The sequence below is a fragment of the Bacillus sp. FSL K6-0972 genome, assembly GCF_037976035.1.
In the GTDB taxonomy this organism is placed as follows: Bacteria; Bacillota; Bacilli; order Bacillales; family Bacillaceae; genus Bacillus; species Bacillus haynesii.
In genome coordinates this window covers 650001-670422 of the sequence record NZ_CP150260.1, presented here as the reverse complement: position 1 = coordinate 670422, position 20422 = coordinate 650001, and the positions used below count along the sequence as shown (strand labels likewise).

Annotated in this window: 25 protein-coding genes, 2 tRNA genes and 2 rRNA genes (1 of these 29 running past the window's edge); 8 read left to right on the top strand and 21 right to left on the bottom strand. The window is 45.4% G+C overall.

Annotated features, from left to right (window positions below):
• Positions 1–34: 34 nt before the first annotated feature.
• Together MKX80_RS03410 and MKX80_RS03405 are read left to right on the top strand one after the other, a co-directional pair.
• Complete coding sequence (locus MKX80_RS03410) at positions 35–397, top strand: DUF488 family protein (protein WP_154996343.1); 363 nt, start codon at positions 35–37, stop codon at positions 395–397.
• Positions 398–463: 66 nt separating this feature from the next.
• Positions 464–748 carry a DNA-binding protein gene (locus MKX80_RS03405; protein ID WP_216931114.1) on the top strand — a complete coding sequence of 95 codons (285 nt, stop codon included), beginning with the start codon at positions 464–466 and terminating at the stop codon, positions 746–748.
• Between the two features lie 23 nt (positions 749–771).
• On the opposite strand, the gene ppsA is transcribed toward MKX80_RS03405, so the two are convergent.
• Positions 772–3393 carry a phosphoenolpyruvate synthase gene (gene ppsA / locus MKX80_RS03400; protein ID WP_268342585.1) on the bottom strand — a complete coding sequence of 874 codons (2622 nt, stop codon included), beginning with the start codon at positions 3391–3393 and terminating at the stop codon, positions 772–774.
• Between the two features lie 16 nt (positions 3394–3409).
• Positions 3410–4024, bottom strand: a complete 615-nt coding sequence (locus tag MKX80_RS03395) for a TetR/AcrR family transcriptional regulator (protein WP_268342584.1) — start codon at positions 4022–4024, stop codon at positions 3410–3412.
• Positions 4025–4184: 160 nt separating this feature from the next.
• On the opposite strand from MKX80_RS03395, the gene MKX80_RS03390 reads away from it, so the two are divergent.
• Together MKX80_RS03390 and MKX80_RS03385 are read left to right on the top strand one after the other, a co-directional pair.
• Positions 4185–4415 (top strand): hypothetical protein, encoded by a 231-nt coding sequence (locus MKX80_RS03390; RefSeq protein WP_020450373.1) that lies wholly within the window; start codon positions 4185–4187, stop codon positions 4413–4415.
• 39 nt (positions 4416–4454) lie between these two features.
• A complete protein-coding gene (locus MKX80_RS03385) occupies positions 4455–5135 on the top strand; it encodes an SOS response-associated peptidase (protein ID WP_182069174.1) in 681 nt (226 codons plus the stop codon).
• A gap of 65 nt (positions 5136–5200) precedes the next feature.
• On the opposite strand, the gene MKX80_RS03380 is transcribed toward MKX80_RS03385, so the two are convergent.
• A complete protein-coding gene (locus MKX80_RS03380; protein ID WP_182069176.1) occupies positions 5201–5662 on the bottom strand; it encodes a GNAT family N-acetyltransferase in 462 nt (153 codons plus the stop codon).
• 105 nt (positions 5663–5767) lie between these two features.
• Between MKX80_RS03380 and MKX80_RS03375 the strand changes: the two genes are divergently transcribed.
• Complete coding sequence (locus tag MKX80_RS03375; RefSeq protein ID WP_154996355.1) at positions 5768–6037, top strand: hypothetical protein; 270 nt, start codon at positions 5768–5770, stop codon at positions 6035–6037.
• 26 nt (positions 6038–6063) lie between these two features.
• On the opposite strand, the gene MKX80_RS03370 is transcribed toward MKX80_RS03375, so the two are convergent.
• From MKX80_RS03370 to groES, 5 genes are all read right to left on the bottom strand, one after another.
• Positions 6064–6513 (bottom strand): YfmQ family protein, encoded by a 450-nt coding sequence (locus tag MKX80_RS03370; RefSeq protein WP_268293245.1) that lies wholly within the window; start codon positions 6511–6513, stop codon positions 6064–6066.
• Between the two features lie 138 nt (positions 6514–6651).
• On the bottom strand, positions 6652–7569 hold the full coding sequence (locus MKX80_RS03365; protein ID WP_154996359.1) for a VanW family protein: 918 nt from the start codon (positions 7567–7569) through the stop codon (positions 6652–6654).
• Between the two features lie 123 nt (positions 7570–7692).
• Complete coding sequence (locus MKX80_RS03360; RefSeq protein ID WP_268342583.1) at positions 7693–7902, bottom strand: hypothetical protein; 210 nt, start codon at positions 7900–7902, stop codon at positions 7693–7695.
• A gap of 513 nt (positions 7903–8415) precedes the next feature.
• Positions 8416–10050: a chaperonin GroEL gene (gene groL, locus MKX80_RS03355; RefSeq protein ID WP_020450334.1), complete on the bottom strand. Its 1635-nt coding sequence runs from the start codon at positions 10048–10050 to the stop codon at positions 8416–8418.
• A 44-nt stretch (positions 10051–10094) separates the two neighbouring features.
• Complete coding sequence (groES, locus tag MKX80_RS03350) at positions 10095–10379, bottom strand: co-chaperone GroES (RefSeq protein ID WP_003179248.1); 285 nt, start codon at positions 10377–10379, stop codon at positions 10095–10097.
• 225 nt (positions 10380–10604) lie between these two features.
• On the opposite strand from groES, the gene MKX80_RS03345 reads away from it, so the two are divergent.
• On the top strand, positions 10605–11339 hold the full coding sequence (locus MKX80_RS03345; RefSeq protein ID WP_154996363.1) for a CPBP family intramembrane glutamic endopeptidase: 735 nt from the start codon (positions 10605–10607) through the stop codon (positions 11337–11339).
• Entirely contained in the window at positions 11339–11530 is a 192-nt protein-coding gene (locus MKX80_RS03340) for a YdiK family protein (protein ID WP_234113148.1), read from the top strand. The genes MKX80_RS03345 and MKX80_RS03340 overlap by 1 nt, the downstream gene beginning before the upstream one ends.
• A 45-nt stretch (positions 11531–11575) precedes the next feature.
• Here the strand turns inward: MKX80_RS03340 and tatC are convergent, their stop codons facing one another.
• From tatC to moaC, 4 genes are read right to left on the bottom strand one after another with little or no spacing between them, the layout of a single operon-like run.
• Positions 11576–12352, bottom strand: coding sequence for a twin-arginine translocase subunit TatC (gene tatC, locus MKX80_RS03335; RefSeq protein ID WP_268333078.1), 777 nt, complete (start codon positions 12350–12352; stop codon positions 11576–11578).
• 6 nt (positions 12353–12358) lie between these two features.
• Positions 12359–12532, bottom strand: coding sequence for a twin-arginine translocase TatA/TatE family subunit (locus tag MKX80_RS03330; RefSeq protein WP_020450330.1), 174 nt, complete (start codon positions 12530–12532; stop codon positions 12359–12361).
• Positions 12533–12570: 38 nt separating this feature from the next.
• Positions 12571–13215: a redox-sensing transcriptional repressor Rex gene (locus MKX80_RS03325; protein WP_154996369.1), complete on the bottom strand. Its 645-nt coding sequence runs from the start codon at positions 13213–13215 to the stop codon at positions 12571–12573.
• 3 nt (positions 13216–13218) lie between these two features.
• Positions 13219–13725: a cyclic pyranopterin monophosphate synthase MoaC gene (moaC, locus tag MKX80_RS03320; protein ID WP_268333079.1), complete on the bottom strand. Its 507-nt coding sequence runs from the start codon at positions 13723–13725 to the stop codon at positions 13219–13221.
• A 146-nt stretch (positions 13726–13871) separates the two neighbouring features.
• Here moaC and MKX80_RS03315 point away from each other — a divergent pair, with 146 nt between their 5' ends.
• Entirely contained in the window at positions 13872–15797 is a 1926-nt protein-coding gene (locus tag MKX80_RS03315; RefSeq protein WP_234112670.1) for an ABC-F family ATP-binding cassette domain-containing protein, read from the top strand.
• A 240-nt stretch (positions 15798–16037) separates the two neighbouring features.
• On the opposite strand, the gene tsaD is transcribed toward MKX80_RS03315, so the two are convergent.
• The 9 genes from tsaD to MKX80_RS03270 form a co-directional block, all read right to left on the bottom strand.
• Positions 16038–17063 (bottom strand): tRNA (adenosine(37)-N6)-threonylcarbamoyltransferase complex transferase subunit TsaD, encoded by a 1026-nt coding sequence (gene tsaD / locus MKX80_RS03310; RefSeq protein ID WP_154996375.1) that lies wholly within the window; start codon positions 17061–17063, stop codon positions 16038–16040.
• A complete protein-coding gene (rimI, locus tag MKX80_RS03305) occupies positions 17053–17511 on the bottom strand; it encodes a ribosomal protein S18-alanine N-acetyltransferase (RefSeq protein ID WP_003179229.1) in 459 nt (152 codons plus the stop codon). Before rimI ends, tsaD begins: the two co-directional genes overlap by 11 nt.
• Before the next feature lie 12 nt (positions 17512–17523).
• Positions 17524–18213, bottom strand: a complete 690-nt coding sequence (gene tsaB / locus MKX80_RS03300) for a tRNA (adenosine(37)-N6)-threonylcarbamoyltransferase complex dimerization subunit type 1 TsaB (RefSeq protein ID WP_154996377.1) — start codon at positions 18211–18213, stop codon at positions 17524–17526.
• Positions 18194–18670: a tRNA (adenosine(37)-N6)-threonylcarbamoyltransferase complex ATPase subunit type 1 TsaE gene (gene tsaE / locus MKX80_RS03295; protein ID WP_154996379.1), complete on the bottom strand. Its 477-nt coding sequence runs from the start codon at positions 18668–18670 to the stop codon at positions 18194–18196. The genes tsaB and tsaE overlap by 20 nt, the downstream gene beginning before the upstream one ends.
• 8 nt (positions 18671–18678) lie before the next feature.
• Entirely contained in the window at positions 18679–19662 is a 984-nt protein-coding gene (thiL, locus tag MKX80_RS03290) for a thiamine-phosphate kinase (protein WP_268299991.1), read from the bottom strand.
• A 237-nt stretch (positions 19663–19899) separates the two neighbouring features.
• Positions 19900–19976 (bottom strand) — tRNA-Asp (locus tag MKX80_RS03285).
• 31 nt (positions 19977–20007) lie between these two features.
• Positions 20008–20084: transfer RNA gene (locus MKX80_RS03280), tRNA-Met, on the bottom strand.
• 12 nt (positions 20085–20096) lie between these two features.
• Positions 20097–20212: ribosomal RNA gene (rrf, locus tag MKX80_RS03275) — 5S ribosomal RNA — on the bottom strand.
• 196 nt (positions 20213–20408) lie between these two features.
• Positions 20409–20422, bottom strand: a 23S ribosomal RNA gene (locus MKX80_RS03270) (it continues 2916 nt past the right edge of the window).

The following is a 20422-nucleotide window of genomic DNA, read 5'->3' as shown; positions in this document are numbered from 1 at the left end:
CCGGTTTATCATAAAATGAGGAGGAGTGATCCAAATGCCGTTTATTCTCCAGCGCGTTTATCAAGAAAACCAGCAAGCAGAAGGGCGCCGCATTTTAATCGATCGTGTGTGGCCGCGCGGCATATCAAAAGAAAAAGCGAACCTTGACTGCTGGATGAAAGAAATCGCTCCAAGTCCTGATTTAAGAAAATGGTTCGGTCATGATCCAAAAAAATTCGAATCGTTTAAAGAAGCCTATCAAAACGAAATCAAACAACACCCTGAAAAACAGAGAAGCTTCAAGGAATTAAAAGAAATGGCGGCGGACGAAACCGTTATTCTGCTTTACGGAGCAAAGGATGAGCGCCATAACCATGCCGTCGTTCTTTATGAGATGCTGAACCGGCAAAGCCTATGACCTTGAAACTTTTTTCAACGCTTTTCGTATGACAGATAAAAGCATCATGCGAAAAGGATGGTAAACATGGAGATGAACCTGTTTTGGATTGGACTTGGTTTAGCGGCTTTAGGCTATTTTATCGGAGACGGTTTGAAAAACTTTAAAAACCCAAAAGGGAGTTATTCAGGCTATCCTTATTTAATTAAAGAAAGCGATTTACATTATTATTTAGGCTTAAGTAAAGAAGAAACGAAAGAAATGCTGCGCAATTATCCTGAAATCCCTAAAATTGAATTAAAAGGCACGACCTATTATCCGTATCAGCACTTGATGGATTGGATGTTGTCCGCCGACCTTTATAAAAATTAAAGCGCAGCTAGCTGCGCTTTTTATCATTCGAGTATTTCAACATATCCTTCCGATCCGTTAATCCTGATCTTCTGTCCGTCTTTAATTTCTTTCGTCGCATGCTCAACCCCCACCACCGCCGGAAGCCCGTATTCCCGCGCAATGACGGCGCCATGTGTCATGAGGCCGCCCACTTCCGTCACCAAACCTTTGATTGAGACAAACAGCGGTGTCCAGCTTGGATCTGTAAAAGGTGTGACAAGGATATCCCCCTCTTCAATATCAGCTTCCTCCAATTTCAGAATCACTCTTGCCCTTCCTTCGATGACTCCCGATGAAACAGGAACGCCCGCCAACGCTCCTGCCGGAATGTGATCACCCAGGGTTTCTCCGGTGATGACCTCGCCTTCTGAAGTCATCATTCGCGGAGGCGTCAATTTTTCATAATGCTGATATTCTGCTTTTCTTTCTTCGATCTTCTTCACATTGAGACGATTTGTGCAAACAGCCTCTCTCAATTCATCAAAAGACAGATAACAAATATCCTCCTTCGCTTGAATCAGCTTCTTTCGCTGCAAAACAGCGGCTTCCTTCATCAATGCTTCCTTATATATAAAATATCGTTTGATCAGAGCATATTTGGGATATTCCCGATAGCCGATAAAATTCCGCAGCACGCTGACCATCTTCTTTGTCTTTTTTGCCTTTTGTCTGCCTCCCTTTAATTGTTGCAGACGACTTAACAAATCCTTCTCCTTTTGCTCCGCTTCCAATCGTCCCTGTTCAAACTTGACCATCCGCGCACCGGGCTCAAAATTCTTGATGTTGCTCAAAATGATTGGAGCAAGAATGGAAGGACGTTCACTCCAGCGGATCTTGGTCATATCGATCTCACCGGTACAACGCATGCCGTATTTCTCAAGGAATGCCCGCAGTGCGCTGATAAAGGCGGGACCGCCGTCAAGCTGTTTGAGATCTTCGAAAAAGGTTTCATCATTGGCATGCGCTAAATATTTCTGAACCTCGGGGTATCCTCTGGCAGCATCGGAAACATCCAAAAGCGCCAATCCCATTTCAGATGTGACATTGTGCAATACTGACTGGGAAAGAATATCGGCCGCACTCTTTTCCCCCAGCCATTTTTTCATTTTGCTGTTGAGCCAGTATGATGCGTATAAACCAACCATGATAACGGCCATGCTCTGCGTGTCATAAAGAACCCTTTTCAGCATTTTTTGATCTTGCGCAATTGCTTCAAACAACGCTTCACCGGAGACTTTTTGCAGCCGCTGTTCAGCTTCTTTTACAGACGCTTCAGCTTTAGACATCAGCTGTCTGACGATCCCGATGTCGTTTTTCCGGTATATCTTGAGCACTTCTGCCGGAAGAGACCATGACAGCCCTTCTGATCCTAATGCAAACATCCTTTTTCCTTTAGGTAGTCTTTTGATGACCTCTTTTCTTTTTAGAAATTTAGATATCGCGCTGTACATCAACGGATCATTTTTGCCCATCGTCCCAAGGACGATTTTCCGTCCAATGGCAGATGCCAAATCATGTGTTAAATCAATAAAGAGCCTGCCTCCGGCGATGGTCAGCTCATAATCCGAAATCAACCCGAAAAACGATATCCCAAGCGGATTGATCGGCTCTGTCATCATTTGCTGATGCCCGACAGACATATAGACGCGCAGCTTGCCATCGCTCTGTTTCGGAAGAGGAAACAATGTCGTTACAGGCCGGCTCTGGACAAAGAAAAATTCGCCATCAGCCAGACACCATTCAATATCTTGCGGAAAACCGAAATGGGCTTCGATTCTCCTTCCCAGTTTTTCGAGCTGTATGATTTGCTCATCGGATAATGTTTGTTTTTTCCGGCAGCCTGCTTCGACTTCGCGCGCCTCAGTGCCGCCGCTTTCCAAAGAATAAACTGCCGTCTTTTTGTCGGAAATCGTTTTTTGAACGATCGCACCTTCACGAACCTTGTAGTTGTCTGCCGAAACCGTACCAGATACGAGGGCCTCCCCCAAAGCAAAGCTCGCATCAATCGAGGTGACCTTCCGGTTCGATGTAATGGGATCTGCCGTAAACAAAATGCCGGACGCTTCCGAAAACACCATTTGCTGGATGACAACCGATAATTGAACTTTGCGGTGGTCAAAACCGTTTTGAATCCGGTAGATCACAGCCCGCTCTGTAAACAGTGAAGCCCAGCATTTGCTGATATGCTTTAAGATCGCCTCTATTCCTTTTATATTTAAATACGTGTCTTGCTGCCCGGCGAAAGAGGCATGAGGCAAATCTTCCGCCGTAGCGCTTGATCGGACCGCATATGCACCGCCGCCAGCATTTGAGTGGGCGCTTTTAACCGCTTCTTTGATCTCTTCGGCGATTTCGGCCCTTTCAATACCATTGCGGATCTGGAGGGCGAGTTCGTTAATCTGCTCTCTATCCTTCACTTTTAAAAGAGACAGCTGATCAATCAGTTCACTGACTCTGCCGTTTTCGCCGATCATCCTTTCATATGCCTTTGTAGTTACACAAAAGCCGGGAGGCACTTGGATGCCGTCCATTTTCGACAATTCGCCCAAGTTCATCCCTTTCCCGCCGACAAGCGGCAAATCGGTTCGATCGACCTCATGAAAACCCAATACATAGTGTCCCATCAGGAACCCCCCCTTTTTATTCGCCTTCAATACCGAAACGAATCATATCCAAAAACCGTTTTCGTTCTTCAAGAAGACGTCTGCTGCAGGCTGGATCAAAATCGTCCTCAGCCGTTACTTCCGCTAGAAACTTTTGTTCAAAATGCCCCATCATGACCATGATGAGTTCGAACGCCTCTTCACGATCGACTCCTTCCCTCAACGGAACTTTCGCAAAAAGCTGTTTTAGAATACGATTTCTAACGGCAAATTGCTCCCCATACTTTGCAGCAATTTCTTTTTTTAATTCGGAAGGCGGTGAATAAAAGGCATCTTTCGTGAGCTTGTATACGTTTGGATAATCCGCGAAAAACTCAAGCTTTGCCAAGCTTATTTTTTTTTTCGCTTCAAAGAAATCATGATAAGACGACAGGTCATCAAGGGAAAGGCGCGACTTTACCTTTTCAATACAATAATCGAGCACAGTTAAGTACAGATCTTTTTTGCTTTTAAAGTGATGAAAAATCAGCGCCTTTGAAATGCCAGCCGCTTCCGCCAGCATTCCGGTAGAAGTTTTTGCATAGCCGTGCCGGGCAAAAACCTCCAAACAGGCATCAAGTATTTGTTCTTTTTCATAAAGCTGTAAAGGCAATGATCATCATTCCTTTTCATTATTGACCAGTCGGTTAGTATAGATCGTAGCGCTTGCTGACCATTTGGTCAATATAATAAAACCAGAATAATGTTTTAACATATGAATTTATTGGTAAAATAAAGGTGGAGCTTACAAAATATTCCGGGGTGAAAAGCCAATGCTGATGTTGGTGGTAAAGTTTATTTTGCTCTTTATTTTATGTTCCATTTCGTTTTCTTTATTTAAAGCATGTGTTTACACAGCGGGTAAAAAATTGATTGACCGGACCGCGGAAGGATCGGCGCTCAACTGGACCTGCAGCGTATTCATCAAAAACGGCGTGGCCATGACAGGCGATGACTGCTTTGTCATGGCTGTTTCAGCGGCCTTGTTGGCCATTTATATATAAAAGCCTCAAACTTTCAATAAACAAAAAAGGTGATCTAAGATGTGCGGCAGGTTTACGCTTTTTTCTGAATTTGATGAGATTATTGACCGTTTCGAGATTGATCAAATGACGATTGAAGATTACAGCCCCAGTTATAACATCGCGCCTTCCCAGTCCATTCTCGCCGTCATCAACGACGGTTCGCATAACCGGCTGGGGCGGCTGCGGTGGGGATTGATTCCGCCGTGGTCAAAGGATGAGAAAATCGGTTATAAAATGATCAATGCGCGCGCTGAGACTTTGGCTGAGAAGCCGAGCTTTCGAAAGCCGCTGATCAGACAAAGGTGCCTCATTCCGGCAGACAGTTTTTATGAGTGGAAGCGCACCGATGCAAAGACAAAGCGGCCGATGAGGATCAAGCTCAAAACAAATGGACTGTTTTCGTTTGCGGGGCTTTGGGAGAAGTGGCAGCCTGCAGGCGGCAAGCCCGTCTATACATGCACAATTATTACGACAATGCCCAACGATTTAATGAAAGACATTCATGACCGCATGCCCGTCATTCTTGATCGCCAGAATGAAAAAGAATGGCTGAATCCGAAAAATCAAGACCGAGCGTATTTAGAAAGCCTTTTAAAACCATATGCGTCAAAAGAGATGGAAGCTTATGAAGTCCCGCCTCTCGTCAATTCACCGCATCATAATTCTCCTGAGCTCATCAAAAAAGCCCCTTTGCAATGAAAAAGGGGCTTTTTAGCGAGGCAGCTGTCATGACGGCGAGGGCCGCGCCAACTTGATTCAAAAAACTAATGTGTCAGAAGGTAAAATTCACTGCTGAAGCCGATGCCTTCCCAAAAATGCAGCGCCGATTGATTATCGATATCAACCGATACTTGAACGTGAGACACTTGATGCCGTTCAAACCAATCCATCATACGATCTGCAACAAGCTTCCCCAGCTTATTTCTTCGATAGCCCGGGGCTATGTACACTTCATCGATTTGCCCGCACAGACAACCGCTGACCAAATCTTTCTTAATAGAGGCCAGCCCGTATCCGACCGCTTCTTGCTTCTCATTCACGACGGCAAAAACCGCTCCGTATGCCGACTGAACATATTGTTTCAATTGCTGATGTATCATTTCTCTATCTTGATCATCTAACGTACAATCAGCCGTTTCCAATGTATTATCATTCCACAAATTGATCAGTTCATCAACAAACTCACGATTCAGAGGGGCTTCAAGCTGTTGAATATGTATGGTCATGGCGTTTCTCCCTGTGCAAGACTTTTCATCAACCTCATTTTAATTTAGAATAATATGCAATACAAGGATTTTATTGCTAAAAGAAAGAAGAAAGGCGATGGTGAAATGGACAGCCGTACAACATGGGAAAAAGAACCGCCGCTTGTAAAAGCGTTCCATTATATCACGCTTGCCGGAATATTTCTCCTCATCATTCCATCCGGTTTCAATCCCGTTTATTTGAATGTGGGCTTCATCCTGTTTGGACTGAACATCGGTGTGCGTTCATTCTTCGTTCTTTTGAAGGAGAATAAAAAAGGAGAATTTATCTTTACGATCGCTGTTTGTTTATTTTTGATCGGTTACGGCGCTGTCAGGCTCTATTTCATATCATAATAAAAAAAGCAGGTTTTTCCTGCTTTTTAAATCAAATCCGCCGTTTTCAGCCCCCTGCATGTTTGCAAACTGTCGGAACGCAGACAATAGGCGGCCGTCTTTTTCTTATATTGTTTAACGACGTCTATATGATCATCGTATCGGTAAACCAACAGCTTCACAGCGTTTTTTCCTCTTTTTGTTTCGATCACAAATGGTGTCCCGGCGTTTTTCGGATTTACATACAGCGGCTCATCTCCCGGGTATATGTAGTACCGCTCCATAAATACGGCTTCATTAAAGTTTTGAATAAATTGACTCTTGTCAGATCCCTCTAAATGTTCTCCGCCGAACGTCACTTTAACATTCGCTTCCTCAAGCTTCACATGAACTTGAAATTTGCCGGTCAGCCACTCTACGACACCGCTCGGAAGGCAAGTGACCAATATTTTAAAAAGACTGAAGATCACCAAAAAGGTTACAAAAAGCCATGTCACTCGATCATCTCCTCTTGTCTGCATTTTAAATGATGTCCTTGATTCATCCTATCATACAGGCAAAAGGATTTTATTGTACATTATGTGAACAAGTGCAGCGCTAGATGAACTGAATGGAGAAGGCGGAACATTCCGCCTTTAATGATCCCCGCTCTGATGCTCTTCTTTCGGAATTTCAGACGGAGCCTTTGGAACTTTTCGCAGCTGGTGATTGACCACATCAGAAGAATAAAGCGTAACAACCATCGTTCCTCCATGCCGTTTTGCCCGGATCAAGACCGGCTGGTTATATTTGTTTTGAAAGCGCAAATCAGGTCCGCCCCAGCTGACCGTTGCGTCGCGCCCTGGCGGAACATAAGGGACACGCCGGCTGTGGGAATAGCGCTGGACGATTTCGAGTCCTGCCCGATCAACCGCATTAAACAATGTCGATGAAACCTGGCAAATGCCTCCGCCAACCCCTTCAGACAATTCGCCTCTCACGATCACGGGAGCCTTCATATACCCCTTGTCCGGCGTCCTCATTCCGACAACTTTGTTAAATGAAAACGTCTCATTAGGAAACACTACATGATTGTCGATCGCTTTTGCCGCGAGTGAAATGTTGTGCGTCCTGCTTTTATTCCCGGAATTAAAATACGTCACATACTGGCCGATCCGCTGTGTCCGGATATGGGAAAGCAGTTCGCTGTCAACTTTCGGGTAAACGTTCAATTCAGGCACTTCTATTGTGGACGGGCCATCCCCATAAAAATACGCGTAAAACTGCTCCCTAAACCCCTTCCGGGAAAGGCTGTAGCCAACCTTGCCGGGAACGATCCTTCCCTGGTCATTGATCACGGCGTTGACGGGATCCTTGTGTACTTTCCGCTCAAGCCTGTCAACGAACTCGCCGTATTTTTTGTCATCAATCATCGGTGTCCCGGGAAGCGGCATTGTAAAATCTTCGCGGTTCACAACGGCCACTTTCTTCCCTTGCTGGGTGATCGTTAAGCTGTCAGAATGCCCCGCGGGCTGTGCTAATAGTAAAAGTCCAGTCATCCAAATTTTCAACATAAGTCGGTGTACCTCCCGTTATTAGTATGAACAGGAGATGACATTTGATGTACTGGACGTATGATGCTTTAATGACGATCTATATTATAGGTTATAAAGGTTAAAATAAGGATAAAGCATGCATTAAACCTGTTTATTTTCATTGATTCCTTTTCTTTTTTGCCTGAATAACATTACGGTGGTTGCGATCAGGACTGTCAAAAAAATGATGCCTGAGTACAGGAACCCAATCAGCTCTACGCCATTAAATTTATACGTAAAATAACTGCCGATAAAAAAGATTGTCCCCAGCAGGGAAAATGAATTCAATCGATTTACAATTTTTTTGACCATTTTTATAAAACCCCCATGGTCTTGCGATTTTAATGCCATTTGCACATTTGCCCCAATATCAGATGCAGAATTAGAGGGACATTTATTAAGGCTACTCTTATCAGAGTTCATTCTTCTAGTAATATAAAGTATATGCCCTTCTCTTTGAGAAGGGCATACAATTACTTGTTCTGTTGATTTTCTTTTAAAGTGAGATTTAAAAATAGAAGGGCCAATAAAATGAAAGCAATGTTCACCAACCAGGACTTCCAGCTAGCCGCAGGGTCAAAAATTGTACCGAGCAGGTGAATAATAGATGAAAATGATAAAAGCAAAAACATTAGTTTGTTGTGCGACATCAGTTGTTTTAACCTTTCTGTTAAAAATCCAGAATCCAATTATACTATACTACTCAAAACAAGAAATAATTTCATGAATAAAACGGTAAGCATATGTGATCGCAAGTTAAAATAACAAAAGAGGCTCTCAAAAGAGCCTCTTTTCCTTGATATATCAGCGTTTTGGACGCTGGGCTTACATCATGCCGCCCATGCCACCCATTCCGCCCATGTCAGGCATTCCTGCGCCGCCTTTGTTTTCTTCCGGTTTGTCGGCAACAACTGCTTCAGTTGTCAGGAACATAGCCGCTACAGATGCTGCGTTTTGCAGAGCTGAGCGTGTTACTTTTGTAGGGTCAACGATACCTTTGTCGATCATGTTCACCCATTCGCCTGTTGCAGCGTTGTAGCCTACACCAATGGCTTCGCCTTTCAAGCGCTCAACGATGACAGATCCTTCAAGACCCGCGTTGTGTGCGATTTGACGGATTGGTTCTTCAAGAGCGCGAAGAACGATGTTGATACCAGTCAGTTCGTCGCCTTCAGCTTCAAGGGCAGCTACTTTATTGTAAACATTGACAAGAGCTGTACCACCGCCGGATACGATTCCTTCTTCTACCGCAGCGCGAGTAGAGTTCAGGGCGTCTTCAATGCGAAGCTTGCGTTCTTTCAATTCTGTTTCAGTCGCAGCGCCGACTTTGATGACAGCTACACCGCCTGCAAGCTTAGCAAGGCGCTCTTGTAATTTTTCTTTATCGAACTCAGAAGTTGTTTCTTCAACTTGAGCGCGGATTTGGTTGACGCGTGCCGCGATTTGCTCTGTATCTCCCGCACCTTCAACGATTGTTGTGTTTTCTTTTGTAACAACAACTTTAGAAGCGCGTCCCAATTGGTTGATTTGAGTTGATTTAAGGTCAAGACCTAAATCTTCTGTGATCACTTCGGCACCTGTCAGGATAGAGATGTCTTCGAGCATCGCTTTGCGTCGGTCGCCGAATCCAGGCGCTTTAACAGCCACTGCGTTGAATGTTCCGCGAAGCTTGTTGACAACCAATGTTGCAAGAGCTTCACCTTCAACGTCTTCAGCAATCAGAAGCAATGGCTTGCCTTGCTGAACGACTTGCTCAAGCACCGGCAGGATTTCTTGAATGTTTGTGATTTTTTTGTCTGTTACTAAGATGTACGGGTTCTCAAGAACCGCTTCCATCTTATCGGAATCTGTCACCATGTAAGGAGACGCATATCCGCGGTCGAACTGCATACCTTCAACCACTTCAAGCTCTGTTGTGAATCCCTTGGATTCTTCAATTGTGATGACGCCGTCGTTGCCGACGCGCTCCATTGCTTCAGCGATCAGGCTTCCGACTTCTTCGTCAGCAGCGGAGATTGAAGCAACTTGTGCGATTGATTCTTTGCCTTCGATTGGTTTAGAGATTTCTTTCAGGCTTTCAACAGCTACAGCCACAGCCTGCTCGATACCTTTGCGCACGCCTACAGGGTTAGCGCCGGCAGTTACGTTTTTAAGACCTTCGCGAATCATCGCTTGAGCTAGAACTGTCGCTGTTGTTGTACCGTCACCGGCAACATCGTTTGTTTTGCTCGCAACTTCAGCAACAAGCTTTGCGCCCATGTTTTCGAACGCGTCTTCAAGCTCGATTTCTTTCGCGATGGTTACACCGTCGTTTGTGATTAATGGAGAACCGAATTTTTTCTCAAGAACGACGTTGCGTCCTTTAGGTCCCAAAGTTACCTTTACAGCATCCGCCAATGCATCTACACCGCGCAGCATTGAACGGCGGGCTTCTTCGCTAAACTTAATATCTTTTGCCATGTTATTCGAACCTCCTATATAATTGTCTCGTTTTTATTTATGACTTAGCCGATAACAGCTAAAATGTCGCTTTCACGCAAGATTAAGTAGTCAGTACCTTCATATTTCACTTCGGTACCTGCATATTTTGAGAAGATGATGCGGTCGCCTGTTTTAACTTCTAATGCAACGCGCTCTCCGCTCTCTAACACACGGCCTGAACCGGCTGCAACCACTTTACCCTCTTGTGGTTTTTCTTTTGCGGAGTCAGGAAGTACGATTCCGCTAGCAGTTTTTTCTTCAGACTCAACGAGCTCAATGACAACGCGATCACCTAATGGCTTTAACAATGAAACAACCTCCTCAATATTTTCATATGTAATTTTAGCACTCGCACTCGGTGAGTGCTAACACAATTCTTATAATAAAGAATCTCCCAGGCAATTTCAAGTGATAAGGTCAAATTTTTTTGCGCTTACATTTCTCCGCATGTCCTTATCATCCTATAATTTAAAAAGAGTGTGTTACAATAAACGTAGTTTGATTTAGATTTTTAGAAAAGGAGTACATAAAGCTTGAGAAAACAATACTGGTTTATTATATTGGCATACGTTCTCATGCAATTGTCGGCCGCTGTCGGCTTGCCTCTTCTCTACTTTTTGGGAGTGGGCAAAGGACAGCCCAAAGCTGAAGCCCAGCTTACATTGACGGGCGTCTGGTCTGTTATCGCGTTTACCCTCTGTCTCGTCATCGTGCTGCTGATTTTGCGGACGGTGCCGAAGACGACGCTTCGCAACCGTCCAAAAGCATCGGTTGGAGCGTCAATCGGATGGGCGGTAGCCGGCGTTTTTCTCGCTTTGTTTTCGCAGTCAATTGCCGCTTCGATCGAAATGTACTTGTTCGGGGTCAACCCGGAATCCGAAAATACGCAGCGAATCATGGAAATCATCACCGCATTGCCGCTGATGGTGTTTGTCTCTTCTGTATTCGGTCCGATTCTTGAAGAAATCATTTTCAGAAAGATCATTTTCGGTGCAATCTATGAGAAAACGAATTTTTTCATTGCCGCTTTGTTCAGTTCGGTTCTCTTCTCGGTCGTCCATTTGGATTTCAGCCATCTGCTCATTTATACAGCAATGGGATTCACATTCGCTTTTTTATATGTCAGAACCAACCGGATTATCGTGCCCATTTTCGCCCATGTCGCCATGAATACTTTCGTCGTCTTGCTGCAGACATTCCGGGAGCCTATTGAAAAATATTTGGAACACGTCGAGAAAATGCAAATGATTATTGGAGGATTTCTATGATGAGAAGCCCTAAATTCTGGGGAGTGATTTATTTTTTAACGGGTGTGCTGTTTACGTATCTGGCGGCAACCTCGCCCGGAAACATGTGGTCTTTTTATACGATCCTGCTGATGCTTTTCGCAGCCTATAATATCAGCATTTCCTTTAAAATGTTCGCCATGGCCGGCAGGATGAAGCGAAAAGATCAATAGCCTTTTATGTGAAGGAAAAGAGCCATTCTGAAAAAAGAATGGCTCTTATTTTGTATGGTCGTTCAAAAACGCTTGATTTTCCTCTTGAATCATTGTTTTTTGCGCCTGCCTGTAGGATATTCTTGAAATCACGATACTGATTTCATAAAGAATGAGCAATGGCACAGAGACCATTAAATGCGACAAAAGCTCAGGCGGTGTAATGAGCGCCGCGATAACGAACAACACAAAATATGCGTATTTTCTGATTTTCGCCAAAAACATCGGCGTCACGAGCCCGAGCCTTGTAATAAACATGATGACCACAGGCATCTGAAACAATAAGCCAAAAGGAAGCGTCAACTGAAGCAGAAACTGAAAATATTCGTGAATTCCGATGACCTGGTTGACATTCAGATCATCTGAGACTCTCGTCATAAAGTCCACGACAAACGGAAATAAAATAAAGTAAGAAAAGGCAATGCCGCCTAAAAAAAGAATGATCGATACCGGAATATAGCTAAGCGTCACTTTTCGTTCTTTTTCATACAGCCCCGGGCTAATGAAAGCCCACATCTGGTATAAAACAAGCGGCGAAGTCAAGACGGCACCGATGATGAACGCAAACTGCACGTACACAAATAAAGGATCGGTCAGCTTAAACGCGTTAAGCGTCAGCAGCTTCGCTTCATCCGTCTGCTGCAGATAGATAATCAGCGGCTTTGCCAAAAAAAAGCCTGCCGCAACAAATAAAACAAAAAAGAAAAAAGTGATCACAAGCCGTCTGCGTAGTTCTGTAATATGTTCTATCAGCGACATTTCTTTTCCCTTCATAAATGTCATCCTATCCTACTGATCTTCTTTCTTTTTATCGGAATCGTCGTCAGCCAAACCTTTTGTCGCATTTTTAAACTCCCGCAGCGTGTTTCCAGCCGCTCTTCCCAGCTCGGGAAGTTTCTTCGGGCCGAATATCAATAGCGCCACCACGACGATTAAAATAAAGCTTCCAGGACCGATTGGCATAAAGCCTGCCCCCTTTCCTTTATTTTTCGCTTTCCGTTTTACTTTTCCTGCATTGAATAATGTTTCAGAAAATACACCAGCGACTGAAGTTCAACCGCCAAATCTATATGATGAATGCGAATGTGTTCCGGCACATTCAAGCGGGCCGGCGTAAAATTAAGAATGCCTTTAATGCCAAGCGCCACCAGCCTGTCTGTAATCGACTGTGCGGCTTGAGCTGGAACCGTCAAAATGGCGACGGGGATATCATCCGTCATATGCTCTTCAAGCCTATTCAGGTCATAGACGGGAACGCCGCCGACCTCGGTTCCGATTTTTTCCTCATTGATGTCAAACGCCATGGCGATTTTTGTATTATTGTTTTTGATAAAATTGTAATGGAGAAAGGCTGTCCCCAAATTCCCCACGCCAATGAGCGTTACGTTCGTCATTTCATCCTGATCAAGCGTCTTTCTGAAAAAGGACAGCAAATAATTGACATTGTAGCCGTATCCTTTTTTTCCGAGCGCGCCGAAGTACGAGAAATCCCTGCGGATGGTCGCGGAATCGACTTTGACGGCATCGCTCAGCTCAGCAGAAGATACACGCTGTTTTCCGGATGCATGAAGGTTTTTTAAAAAACGATAGTATAATGGCAGCCGTTTCGCTGTCGCTTGCGGAATTTTTGAATGATCCATGTTCATAAACTAATCCTCCATGTCTACATCAGCTTTTTCCCTTTTATAGTCACCGTTTTTCCCGCCTGTCTTTTCGAGAAGAAAGGTCGGTCCTATCACCATTCCCTTATCCGCCGCTTTGCACATGTCATATACGGTCAGCGCACATACGGAGGCGGAAGTTAACGCTTCCATTTCCACACCTGTGCTCCCTTTGGTCTTGACTTTAGATTGAATATGCAGGATGCTCTTCTGTTCTTTCTCCTCCCAGTGAAAGGCGATGTCGACTCCTTTCAGAGCGATCGGATGGCACATCGGGATGATGGCGGATGTCTGTTTTGCGGCCATGATTCCGGCCACTTGCGCCACCGCCAATACATCGCCTTTTCCGATTTCCCGGTTTTTGATTTTTTCATGTACTTTTCGATTCATGGACACGCTTGAAACAGCCGCAGCTGTGCGCACTGAAGCTTCCTTTTCGCTTATATCAACCATCTTGGCTCTGCCTTGTTCATTAAAATGTGTAAACTCATTCATGTTCTTAACTCTCCTTATAACGATCATACACTATTTTTTTCGTTCTGTCTTTTTCTTTGGCTAAAATCTTCCAGACTTCACTTAATTGTTTGCTGACTGCGCGGTGATAGGCTACACTTAAAATAGCAGACAAGAGGTGAAAGATCATGATGATTTTACAAGTGAACCAGCTTTCAAAATCGTTTGGAGCCGATACGATTTTAACGCATATAAAACTCGAAGTCAGATCTCGGGACCGGATTGCGATCGTCGGACGCAACGGCGCCGGAAAATCGACTCTTCTAAAGATTATCGCAGGAAAGCTTTCATATGAAAAGGGGGACATCATCAAGCCGAAGGATTTGACGATGGGCTACCTTGACCAGCATTCCGGCCTCGATTCCAAGCTGACGCTTAAAGAGGAATTGCTGTCGGTATTTGATTTTCTAAAAAAAATGGAAAAAGAAATGCGCGCGATCGAGGAAAAGATGGCGCAAGCCGAACCGGACAAGCTTGAATCATTGATGAAGACGTATGACAGGCTTCAGCAGGAGTTCAAGGACAAAGGCGGCTACCAATATGAAGCAGAAGTCAGATCCGTTATGCACGGGCTCGGCTTTGCGGGATTTGATGACTCCGTCCGCGTTCAGGACTTAAGCGGAGGTCAAAAAACAAGGCTTGCCCTCGGAAAAATGCTTTTGACAAAACCGGACCTCCTCATCTTGGACGAACCGACAAACCACTTGGATATCGATACCCTGACATGGCTTGAACAATATTTGCAAAACTACAGCGGAGCGATTTTAATCGTTTCCCATGACAGGTACTTTCTTGACAAAGTGGTTACCCAAGTTTACGAGATTACCCGGGCACAAAGCAAAAAATATATCGGGAACTACAGCTCTTATCTCCAATTAAAAGCCGAGCAGCTGGAAAGGGAAACAAAGCTTTACGAAAAGCAGCAGGACGAAATCGCCAAACTGCAGGAGTTCGTCGACCGGAACCTGGCAAGAGCTTCGACGACGAAACGGGCGCAGAGCAGACGAAAGCAGCTTGAACGGATGGAGATCATGGACAAACCGCTTGGAGATGAAAAATCGGCGTCATTCCGCTTTGAAATTACTAGGCAAAGCGGAAACGATGTACTGCGAGTGGAAGACCTGACGGTAAGCTATCAGGAGCAGCCCCCGCTTCTCCGTTCATTGGATTTTCGCATTACCCGCGGGGAAAGCGTTGCGCTAGTCGGGCCGAACGGAATCGGCAAGTCAACCCTTTTGAAAGCATTGATTCAAAAGCTAAAGCCGGTGTCGGGAACAATCGCGACGGGCTCCCATGTCTCAATCGGATACTATGACCAGGAGCAGGCTGAATTGACGTCGTCAAAACGCGTGCTTGACGAGCTTTGGGACGAATATCCGGAGATGAATGAAAAGGATATCCGGACCTGCCTCGGCAACTTCTTGTTCTCGGGAGAAGATGTATTAAAACCTGTACACGCGTTAAGCGGAGGCGAAAAAGCCAGGCTTGCCCTCGCAAAGCTGATGCTGCAAAAAGCGAACTTCCTTATCCTTGATGAGCCGACAAACCATCTCGACCTGGACAGTAAGGAAGTCTTGGAGAACGCTTTAATCGATTACCCGGGAACGATATTATTTGTGTCCCATGACCGCTATTTTATCAACCGGATCGCGACAAAAGTACTGGAGCTTTCCCGGGATAAAGCAGAAGAATATTTAGGCGACTACGATTATTACACAGAAAAAAAAGCGGAGCAGCTTGAACTGAAAGAACTAGAAAAACAGACGGAAGAGCGCCAGAAAAACGCTTCCGAAAAACCGGGCACAAAAAAGAGCTATGAAGAAGAAAAAGAGCTGAAAAGAAAAGAACGCCAGCGGCAGCGCAGGATTGAAGAAATCGAAACTAGAATTACGGCCATTGAAGAACAGATCGAAAAGAATGAAGAGCTCCTGTGTGAACCCGACGTCTTCCAAGACCACGAGAAGGTCCAGGAAATCCATTCTGAAAATGAACGGCTGAATGAGGAGCTCGAACAACTGTTATCCGAATGGGAAACACTTTCTACAAATGAATAAAGGATGAACCGCTCCAAGCCGGAGCGGTTTTTTTGTCCACAAATAAAATCCTTTATTTAAAAGAAAGAAAGCGATTTACCCACAATATCCACAAAAAACATAATATTTATGCACATTATTAACAGGTAAAAAGGCTCTGTAAATTAAGGTTTTTGACATTATGCACAAGGCTGTGGATATATGTTAATAACCTGTTAATAACTTTTCCGGGGGCAAAAAAACCTCACAAAACGTGAGGTTTCAATAAGACGTCAAATCTAAGCCAGGCTGACCGTTCATATCGTATTTTCCCCTGATTCCTTTTTCAAAAGCAACTGTACCTGCGGCGGCAATCATGGCGGCATTGTCCGTACATAGCGAGAGCGGCGGGATCAAAAGCTCGATTTCCGGATGGCTGCTGAACGTTTTTTCGAGCGCCGCTCTCAGCCCTTTGTTTGCAGCAACTCCTCCGGCGAGCAGCACCTGTTTGACGCCATAAGCTTTCGCAGCGCGTTCCGTTTTTGTCACGAGGACATCAATGACGCTTTCCTGAAAGCTGGCTGACAAATCCTCCGGAGCTATCGTTTCCCCTTTTTGTGAAGCGTTGTGAAGCGTGTTGATGACTGCTGACTTCAATCCGCTGAAGCTGAAATGATAAGAGCCTTCCTCAAGCCATGCGCGCGGCAGCGGCACATTTGCTTCGCCTTTTTGCGCAAGTTTGTCAATGTGAGGTCCTCCCGGATAAGGGAGTCCCATCGTTCTCGCCACTTTGTCATAGGCTTCGCCTGCAGCATCGTCGAGCGTCTCTCCGATTACTTCAAATGAGCCGTGCTCTTTCATATACACGAGTTCGGTGTGACCGCCTGAGACGACAAGGGCAATCGCCGGAAATTGAATGTCCTGAACAAGCCTGTTGGCATAGATATGACCGGCAATGTGATGCACGCCTACGAGCGGTATGCCCCGGGCAAAACTGAGCGCTTTCGCAGCATTCACGCCGATCAATAAAGCGCCGACAAGCCCCGGTCCTTCCGTTACTGCAATGGCATCAATGTCATCAAACGTCATGTCCGCTTGTGCAAAGGCTTCCTCAAGCACGATCGTGATCTGTTCCACGTGATGCCTTGATGCGATCTCGGGAACGACGCCCCCAAACCGTTTATGACTCTCGATTTGCGACGCTACGACATTTGAGACGATGTCCGTCCCGTTTTTGACAATCGCGGCGGCAGTCTCATCACAGCTTGTTTCGATTCCTAATATATACAGATCTTTTTTATGATTCATTTAGTCTCACCCACATTAATAATGCATCTTCCCCATTATCGGTATAGTAATTTTTGCGAATTCCTCCCGGCTCAAAACCAAGCTTTTTGTATAAGCTCTGTGCAATATGATTCGATACCCTCACCTCTAAAGAAAGCTGAACCGCTCTTTTCATCCGGCAAAGCTTCATGGCGGCTTTCAAAAGAGCTTCTCCGAAACGGCGGCCCCGGTATGCAGGTGAAACGGCAATGTTGGTGATCTGGGCGTCATCCATCACGATCCAAATCCCGCAGTAGCCGACGACTTGCTCCTCAACTTCGAGAACGAGGTAATGTGCATACATATTGTGAAAAAGCTCATGATGAAAAGATTCTTTTTTCCACGGAGAAGAAAAAGAGCTTTTTTCAATTTCAAAAACCTGGTCCAAATCCTTTGGATTCATATCGCGTATGACCATTTGCGTGTTCATGGCTTCACCCGTTCACTTTTGTTTTTCAAGCCAGACGGCCTCGGCTTCGGCCAGACGAATATAGTTTGGAACAATGCTGTGCACTGGCTCGTCCTCTTTAAGTTCTCCGATTAAAGCCAATTCTGAAGGTCTTGGAAGCTGCAGGGCAGGGCCTGCAATAACCGCTTGTTCACCGAGAATCTGTTCGATCATTTCCTGGTGAATCTCTGTGTCACTTCCTATGAAAAGGACTTGCTGATCCATGGCTTTCAGCTTTTTAAGCCAATCTTCAAGCAGAATGTTTTGGTCCTCTTCCAATTCATGCAGTTTGCCGTCCCTATACTGGTACAGTCCCGTATAAACCTGACCGCGCCTGGCATCAAACAGCGGACAAATCAAGCCTTGGAAAAAACGGCCGTTTGCCGCCAGCACTTCAAGGCTTGAAACGGTTTTAATCGGAATATTTAATGACCATGCAAGCGTTTTGGCAATCGTCACGCCGATCCGCACGCCTGTATATGAACCCGGGCCTTTGGCAACTGCAATTTGGGTCAGATCATTAGGCTCTAAACCGCACTCTTTAAGGAGTTCGTCGATTGCCGGCATGGCTCTGACCGAATGGTTTTTCTTTAAGTGGGATATATGCTCGGCTATCATTTTTCCGTCTTTGATTAATGCCACTCCGAGCGTTAAATTGGATGTATCAATCGCAAGTATCGTCATGTTTGCTGATCTCCTCGCAAAGATTTTCGTAGCGGCTTCCTTTAGGGGTAAATGTCAGCTTTCGCTCGTCATCACCAAGCCGCTTAATGACCACCTCAAGGCGTTCTTGCGGAAGCTGCTCTTCAATCAAATGCGCCCATTCCACAAGGCAGACCCCGTCTCCCTCAAAATATTCATCTAATCCGAGATCTTCCGTCTCATCTTCCATCCTGTACACATCCATATGAAACAGCGGAAGAGAGCCGTCACGGTATTCTTTGATGATGGTAAAAGTCGGGCTGCTGACAACCCGCTTGATGCCGAGCCCTTCGGCAAACCCTTTCGTAAAAGTCGTTTTGCCTGCTCCTAGATCGCCCTCCAATGTGATGACATCACCGGGCTGAACATACTTTGCTGCCAGTCTGGCAATGTTTTTTGTCTCTTCAGGCTCTGTCGTTTTCCACTCTAACGTTTTCACTTTACTTGTCACCTGTCTTGTTTAAAATGGTTATATCCTTTTTTCTCGAGAAGAACGCGGTCCTGTCCGTCATGATAAAACACTTCCGCCTGTCCTTGTTTTGTGACGCGGCCGATTTGATAAACCGGCACATCATGCTCGGAGCATTCCTGACTAAAACGTTCCCATTGATCATTAGAAATCGTACCGACGAGTTCAAAATCCTCGCCGCCGAAAAGGACCCACTCTTCCCATTTTGTGTTCAATGTATGTAAATCCGAATGGACCGGAATCATCTCTTTATATATGTCAATGGAAACACGACTCGCTTCGGCAATTTCATTTAATTCGCTGGCAAGCCCGTCGCTGATATCATTAAGTGCCACATGATGATAGCGGGAACAGATCAAACCTGCTTCCACCCTCGGCTCAGGCCTCTTGTGCCGCTCAATATAATATTGAGACTGCATATCGTCTTTCACCTGTGCTTGGCCCAATATAAAAGACAGACCAGCAGCAGATGAGCCAAGTTCTCCCGTCACAAAAACGACATCCCCGGGCTCGCCATGGCTCCTTAAACAAGATCTGCCCTTTTCAATCTCACCGATTGCTGTTACGGTCAAAACGAGCGGTCCGTTGGCAGATACAGTGTCACCGCCGATTAAATCCATTTGATATAGTGTCGCCAGTTTATTCATTTCTTCATACATGGCTTCAATATCCGTCGCGCGCCAGCCGGAAGGAACGGCGATTGACACAAGATAATACTTGGGTCGGCCTCCCATTGCGGCAATATCGCTAATATTCACAGCTAATGCTTTATATCCGATATCGGCAGGCGATGAATGGGATGATAAAAAATGAATACCGTCGACCATCGTATCGACTGCCACGATTTCCTGATAACCGTTCTTCGTATGATAAACAGCGGCATCGTCTCCAATACCGATTTCTATTTCCTGGTGAGAAAGCGAACGGGGCGTAATCCTTTGAATCAATTCAAATTCGTCCATAAGATCATTTGCTCCTTTGCTGTTGCAACCAATCAAAACACTATCATTAGTTTATCGAATTCTCACCAATTATCCAAGGAATAAAGAAACTCGGCCTCACATCCTGTCAGGAGGAAAGCCGAGTGCTTTCTCTTCCTGTAAGCAACGAAAGCTCGGCTGAAGCCAAGCTTTCAGCATTGACCTGAAAAAAGACATAAAAAAAAACGAAAACCTCGAAGATTTCGTTTGTGTGCAACATGGCGGTCCGGACGGGACTCGAACCCGCGACCTCCTGCGTGACAGGCAGGCATTCTAACCAACTGAACTACCGGACCATTTTTTATTGGATTGTATGCAAATTATATTTGGTTGCGGGGGCAGGATTTGAACCTGCGACCTTCGGGTTATGAGCCCGACGAGCTACCGAACTGCTCCACCCCGCGATAATATAAACAGCTTGGCGGCGTCCTACTCTCACAGGGGGAAGCCCCCAACTACCATCGGCGCTGAAGAGCTTAACTTCCGTGTTCGGCATGGGAACGGGTGTGACCTCTTCGCTATCGCCACCAAACTATGTGCCTTCAGGACGAAGGTACTGGGCGTTCCTCACAGGATGTGAGGGCCTTTAGCCGAGTTTCCTTGCCTTTGGCTTTCTGAGAGGTGTTCTCTCAAAACTAGATAACGGGTAGACAAGGGCCCACAGGATGTGGGTCATGCAGGCGTTGCCACACGATGTGGCGTATTTAGCCAGCGTTCACTTATTTTATTAGGTTAAGTCCTC